The sequence below is a fragment of the Asaia sp. SF2.1 genome (assembly GCF_000505765.1).
Classification (GTDB): Bacteria; Pseudomonadota; Alphaproteobacteria; order Acetobacterales; family Acetobacteraceae; genus Asaia; species Asaia bogorensis.
The window spans coordinates 201862-206621 of sequence record NZ_AYXS01000012.1 but is presented as its reverse complement, the minus strand read 5'-3'; the positions used below and the strand labels follow the sequence as shown (position 1 = coordinate 206621).

General features: G+C 60.1%; 4 protein-coding genes. All 4 read left to right on the top strand.

Annotated elements, in window-relative coordinates; genetic code table 11:
* Positions 1-1434, top strand: a 1434-nt coding sequence (locus tag P792_RS38675; protein WP_035439676.1) for a glutamate synthase-related protein, incomplete at its 5' end; no start/stop codon positions are given.
* Between the two features lie 171 nt (positions 1435-1605).
* Entirely contained in the window at positions 1606-2892 is a 1287-nt protein-coding gene (locus P792_RS27285) for a sugar MFS transporter (protein WP_031240627.1), read from the top strand.
* Positions 2889-3818: a Gfo/Idh/MocA family protein gene (locus P792_RS27280; RefSeq protein WP_031240626.1), complete on the top strand. Its 930-nt coding sequence runs from the start codon at positions 2889-2891 to the stop codon at positions 3816-3818. Before P792_RS27285 ends, P792_RS27280 begins: the two co-directional genes overlap by 4 nt.
* Before the next feature lie 160 nt (positions 3819-3978).
* The coding region (locus P792_RS37590; protein ID WP_035439672.1) for a hypothetical protein at positions 3979-4760 on the top strand (782 nt) is incomplete at its 3' end.

The window sequence follows — 4760 nt, the reverse complement described above, 5'->3', positions numbered from 1 at the left end:
ACAGGCATTGGCACGATTGCCGCCGGTGTGGCCAAGGCGAAGGCGGATGCGATCATGATCTCGGGCCATTGCGGTGGCACGGGGGCGAGCCCGCAATCCTCCATCAAATATGCGGGTCTCCCCTGGGAGATGGGGCTGACCGAGGCCAATCAGGTGCTGACGCTCAACCGCCTGCGCCATCGCGTGACCCTGCGTACCGATGGCGGTCTCAAGACCGGGCGTGATGTGGTGATGGCCGCTATGCTGGGTGCCGAGGAATTCGGCATCGGGACAGCAGCCCTCGTGGCCATGGGCTGCATCATGGTGCGCCAGTGCCATTCCAATACCTGTCCGGTGGGCGTGTGCGTTCAGGACGAGGCGCTGCGCGCCAAGTTCGAGGGTACACCCGAGAAGGTAATCAACCTCTTCTCCTTCATTGCCGAGGACGTACGCAACATTCTGGCCGAGCTTGGCTTCAAGAGCGTCGAGGAAATCATCGGCCGTACCGATCTGCTGCGTCAGGTCTCGCGCGGCGCGGATTATCTGGACGATCTGGATCTGAACTCGCTGCTGGTTCAGGCCGATCCGGGGCCGGATGCACGTTATTGCACCCGTGAAGGGCGCAATGAGGTGCCGGAGACGCTCGACGCGCAGGTCATCGCCGATGCAACGCCGCTGTTCGATCATCGCGAGAAGCTGCATCTGCACTACACGGTGCAGAATACGCATCGCGCCATCGGCACGCGCGTTTCGTCGCTGATCACCCGCAAATTCGGCATGAAGACTCTGCCTGAGGGGCATCTGACCCTGCGCCTGCGTGGTTCGGCCGGTCAGTCGCTGGGTGCTTTCGCAGTCCAGGGCCTCAAGCTCGATGTCGTGGGCGATGCGAACGACTACGTTGGCAAGGGCCTGTCGGGTGGCACCATCGTCGTTCGTCCGTCTCCCACCGCACCGTGGCGGTCGGAAGACAACGCGATCATTGGTAATACCGTGCTTTACGGTGCCACTGCCGGGTCGCTTTTCGCGGCGGGGCAGGCAGGCGAGCGCTTCGCTGTGCGTAACTCGGGCGCGACAGCTGTGGTCGAGGGCTGTGGTTCTAATGGCTGCGAGTACATGACTGGCGGTACGGTCGTGATCCTCGGCCATATCGGCGATAATTTTGGTGCCGGCTTTACGGGCGGCATGGCTTTCGTACTCGACAAGGAAGAGATGTTCGAGCGCCGTGTGAACCCGGATACGCTTCTCTGGGCGCGTATCGAGCCCGGCAGCGTATGGGAAGAGAACCTCCGTTCGCTCGTGCAGCGTCATGCCGATGAAACCGGCAGCGCCTATGCAGCCGAGCTTCTGCATCGTTGGGATCGAGTACTGTCGCAGTTCTGGCAGGTGGTTCCGCGCGATTATGCCCGCATCATCGGCTACGAACTGCCGGGCAAGCAGGAGGCGCTTTCCGCCTGAGCGGACAGGGCATCACGGGATCGCTTGAGGCGACGCCCGTAATGCCCATTCATAGCCAAACAGGCATATATTGCCTCTGAATATCTATTTTATTACCGAAAAGTCATTCGGTAGGGTCTAGCCCTCTCCCTCGGTCAATAGATCGCAGGGTCTCTTCTTCGAGGGTTATTCATGCCGTCTCAAGTCTCGACTTCAAAGGGCGTGGCGTCATCGGTCGCCGCTCTGGCCCTGTTATCGAGCGTCTTTTTCATGTGGGGCTTTGCGACTGTCCTCAACGACATTCTCGTTCCCCACCTGAAGGCTGCCTTCTCGCTCGACTACACTGCCTCCCTTCTGGTGCAGTTCTGCTTCTATCTTGGCTATCTGGTCATATCCCTGCCTGCCTCGCGTCTTGTTTCGGCCCTGGGCTACAAGAACGCGGTCATTCTCGGGCTTGTCGGCATGGCAGCGTCCTGCCTGCTTTTCATCCCTGCCAGCGCGTTTTTCTCCTACGGGTTTTTTCTGGTCGCGCTGTTTCTGCTGGCTGCGGCCATCACGCTGCTTCAGGTTGCAGCCAATCCGTATGTGGTGGTGATTGGTGATGAGGCCTCCGCATCGAGCCGCCTGACGATGGTTCAGGCCTTCAATTCGCTCGGCACGACGCTTGCGCCGCTGTTTGGCGGCATCCTGATCTTCGGGCGCAGCCATGAGAACTCGACAGGCGGCCAGCTTGCCGAGACGGCGGGGCAACACATCCAGGATGCCCAGATGGTGCAATTGCCGTACGGGCTGATTGCACTCGTGCTGCTGGCCATGGCGCTGGTTGTCTGGCGTTTCCCACTACCGTCCATCGATGCGGGCAGCCGAAAGGTGACGACCTCCGGGACGCAGCACAGTGTCTGGCGTCATCGCAATCTGTTCTGGGGCGTGCCCGCCATATTCCTCTACATGATCTGCGAGATTGGCATTGGCAGCACACTGGTGAATTTCATCTCACAAAAACAGATTGGCGATATGAGCCATGCCCAGGCAGCGCATTACGTGGCCTTTTTCTGGGGTGGGGCCATGGTGGGGCGCTTTGTCGGTGCGGCACTCATGCGGCGTGTTAGCCCGCATCTGATGCTGGGTCTCGCCAGCCTTGCCGGGGCCATGCTCATTCTGGTGGTTGTCTCGTCGAGTGGCGGGCTGGCCATGTGGGCGTTGCTCCTGACCGGGCTGTGCCACTCCATCATGTTCCCCACGATCTTCTCGCTCGGTGTCGCGGAACTCGGCCCACAGACAGAGCAGGGGGCGGGGTGGCTCATCATGGCCATTGCCGGTGGGGCAGCTGCGATTTTCCAGGGCGTGCTGGCAGACCATATCGGTCTATCCCTGTCCTATCTCCTGCCCTTTGTCTGTTACCTCTACCTTCTTTTCTATGCCAGCTGGGGGTCCGTGCCGCGCCGCCATGCGTCGGCAACCCGGGAGACGATATCATGATCAGGATTGCCGTTATCGGCGTCGGGCAGATTGCACGTCAGCAGCATCTCCCCGCCCTTGCTACGAGTTCGGCTTATCATCTGGCGGCGGCGGTATCACCCGTGCCGGTCACGATGGAGGTGCCGGTATTTGCATCCATAGAGGCCTTGATCGAAAGTCATATCGACATCGATGCCGTCGCTATCTGCACGCCGCCTTCCATGCGTTATGATCTCGCCATGCAGGCGCTGGAGGCGGGGTGGCATGTGCTGCTTGAAAAGCCCCCGACCCTGACGCGAAGCCAGGCGCAGGCTCTGCTGGCCGTCGCGCGTCAGCGCGGACTCACCGTGTTTGCAGCATGGCATTCGATTCATGCGGCGGCTGTGCCGAGTGTTGCAGCTTACCTGAAAGAGAATGACCCGGTCAGGGTAGAGATTAGCTGGAAGGAAAATGCCGATAAATGGCATCCCGGCGCGGACTGGCTGTGGCGCCCCGGTGCGCTGGGGGTTTTCGATGCAGGGATCAATGCCCTGTCCATTCTCTGCGCCGTCAGCCCCGAGGCACTCGTTTTCGAGCAGGCCTCGCTTGATTTCTTTGCGCAGCAGCAGGCACCGGCGCGGGCCCGTCTCGCGCTTGTTGGTGCGCGGACCCGTTGTCCCGTATCAGCCAGTTTCGACTGGCGGCATGAGCGGGAAAACGAGATATGGGAAATTATCTGGACCATGCCGGATGGGGCGCAGCTTCTTATGTCGGAAGGGGGCGCGAGGCTTTCTCTGGGAGGGAAGGTGATGCCCCTCGCCGAAAGTCGCGAATATGACGGGGTGTATGACAGCTTTGCGGCGCTGATTACGGCGCAGGACTGCGCTCTGGATTTGAGACCGCTGGATATTGTGACAGAGTCACTAGCCTATGGAACGCGCCATCACCGGGCAGATGAATTTCAATAAATATGTAATACAATTTGTCAGATAGGCCGATCATCTGTGTTCGCTAGCCTGTAGCACCTGACAATCACCAGATTTCAGGTAATGCAGGCTCTGGATACTTGCCTTTCTGTCCTGTCGGGTCCATCAAAAACGCTACAGGTCAGACAAAGAGGCGTGGTCCATGACGCGGAAATTCCCCGGTATCTCTGCAAGGGTCGCAGTGCTTTGCGCGCCGCTTCTCGGTTCGGTGCTCATCAGCGTTCTGGCCTCGGGGGCCGCGTTTGCCGCGCCTATGCAGTTTCAGCGCAGTCTGCTCAATACCGGGGGTAAAAGCCCGGAGTTCTGTCTGCGCTTTGCTGCGCCGCTCGATAGCCAGGCAGGCCCCCATTATGCCGATCATGTGCAGATTACGCCCAGCCTGAGGCCTGAAATCTCGCTGCGCAACCGCGATCTGTGCCTTGGTGGTCTGGCCTGGGCCACCCGATATAATGTCACACTCACCAGCGGCATGCATGATGCGCGCGGCAACGTGCTGGCTGATCCGGTGGTGGTCAGCATGGCGACGGGTGACCGGACACCAAGCCTCAGTCTTGCAGGTGAGGGCTTTATCCTGCCCCGTCACAGCGTGGCCGGCCTTGATGTGCAAACTGTCAATATCGAGCGTGTACGTGTAAGTGTGTGGCGCCTGTCGCCTGTCGCCACCCAGAGCATGACCAGCGATGAGAGTTATCCTCGCGTCGATACGGGCGTCACCTCGCTCGAAGGCTATGAATTCAACAATCTGCGCGAAAAGCGTCTGAGCCAGATCTGGACCGGGACGATGGATACGCCGGGCACGCGCAATGCCACGACCGTCACGGCCTTTCCGATTGCGCGTGTGATTGCGGGCAAGAAGCCTGGGCTTTACCTCGTTACGGCTGAAAGCGCGCGCACGCCCAAGAGCGATAGCCGTATCGCTGCGCC

Bases quoted from the DNA above. Each gene is read 5' to 3' on its own strand.
- P792_RS27285 (WP_031240627.1), top strand. From the start codon at position 1,606: ATGCCGTCTCAAGTCTCGACTTCAAAGGGCGTGGCGTCATCGGTCGCC.
- P792_RS27280 (WP_031240626.1), top strand. From the start codon at position 2,889: ATGATCAGGATTGCCGTTATCGGCGTCGGGCAGATTGCACGTCAGCAG.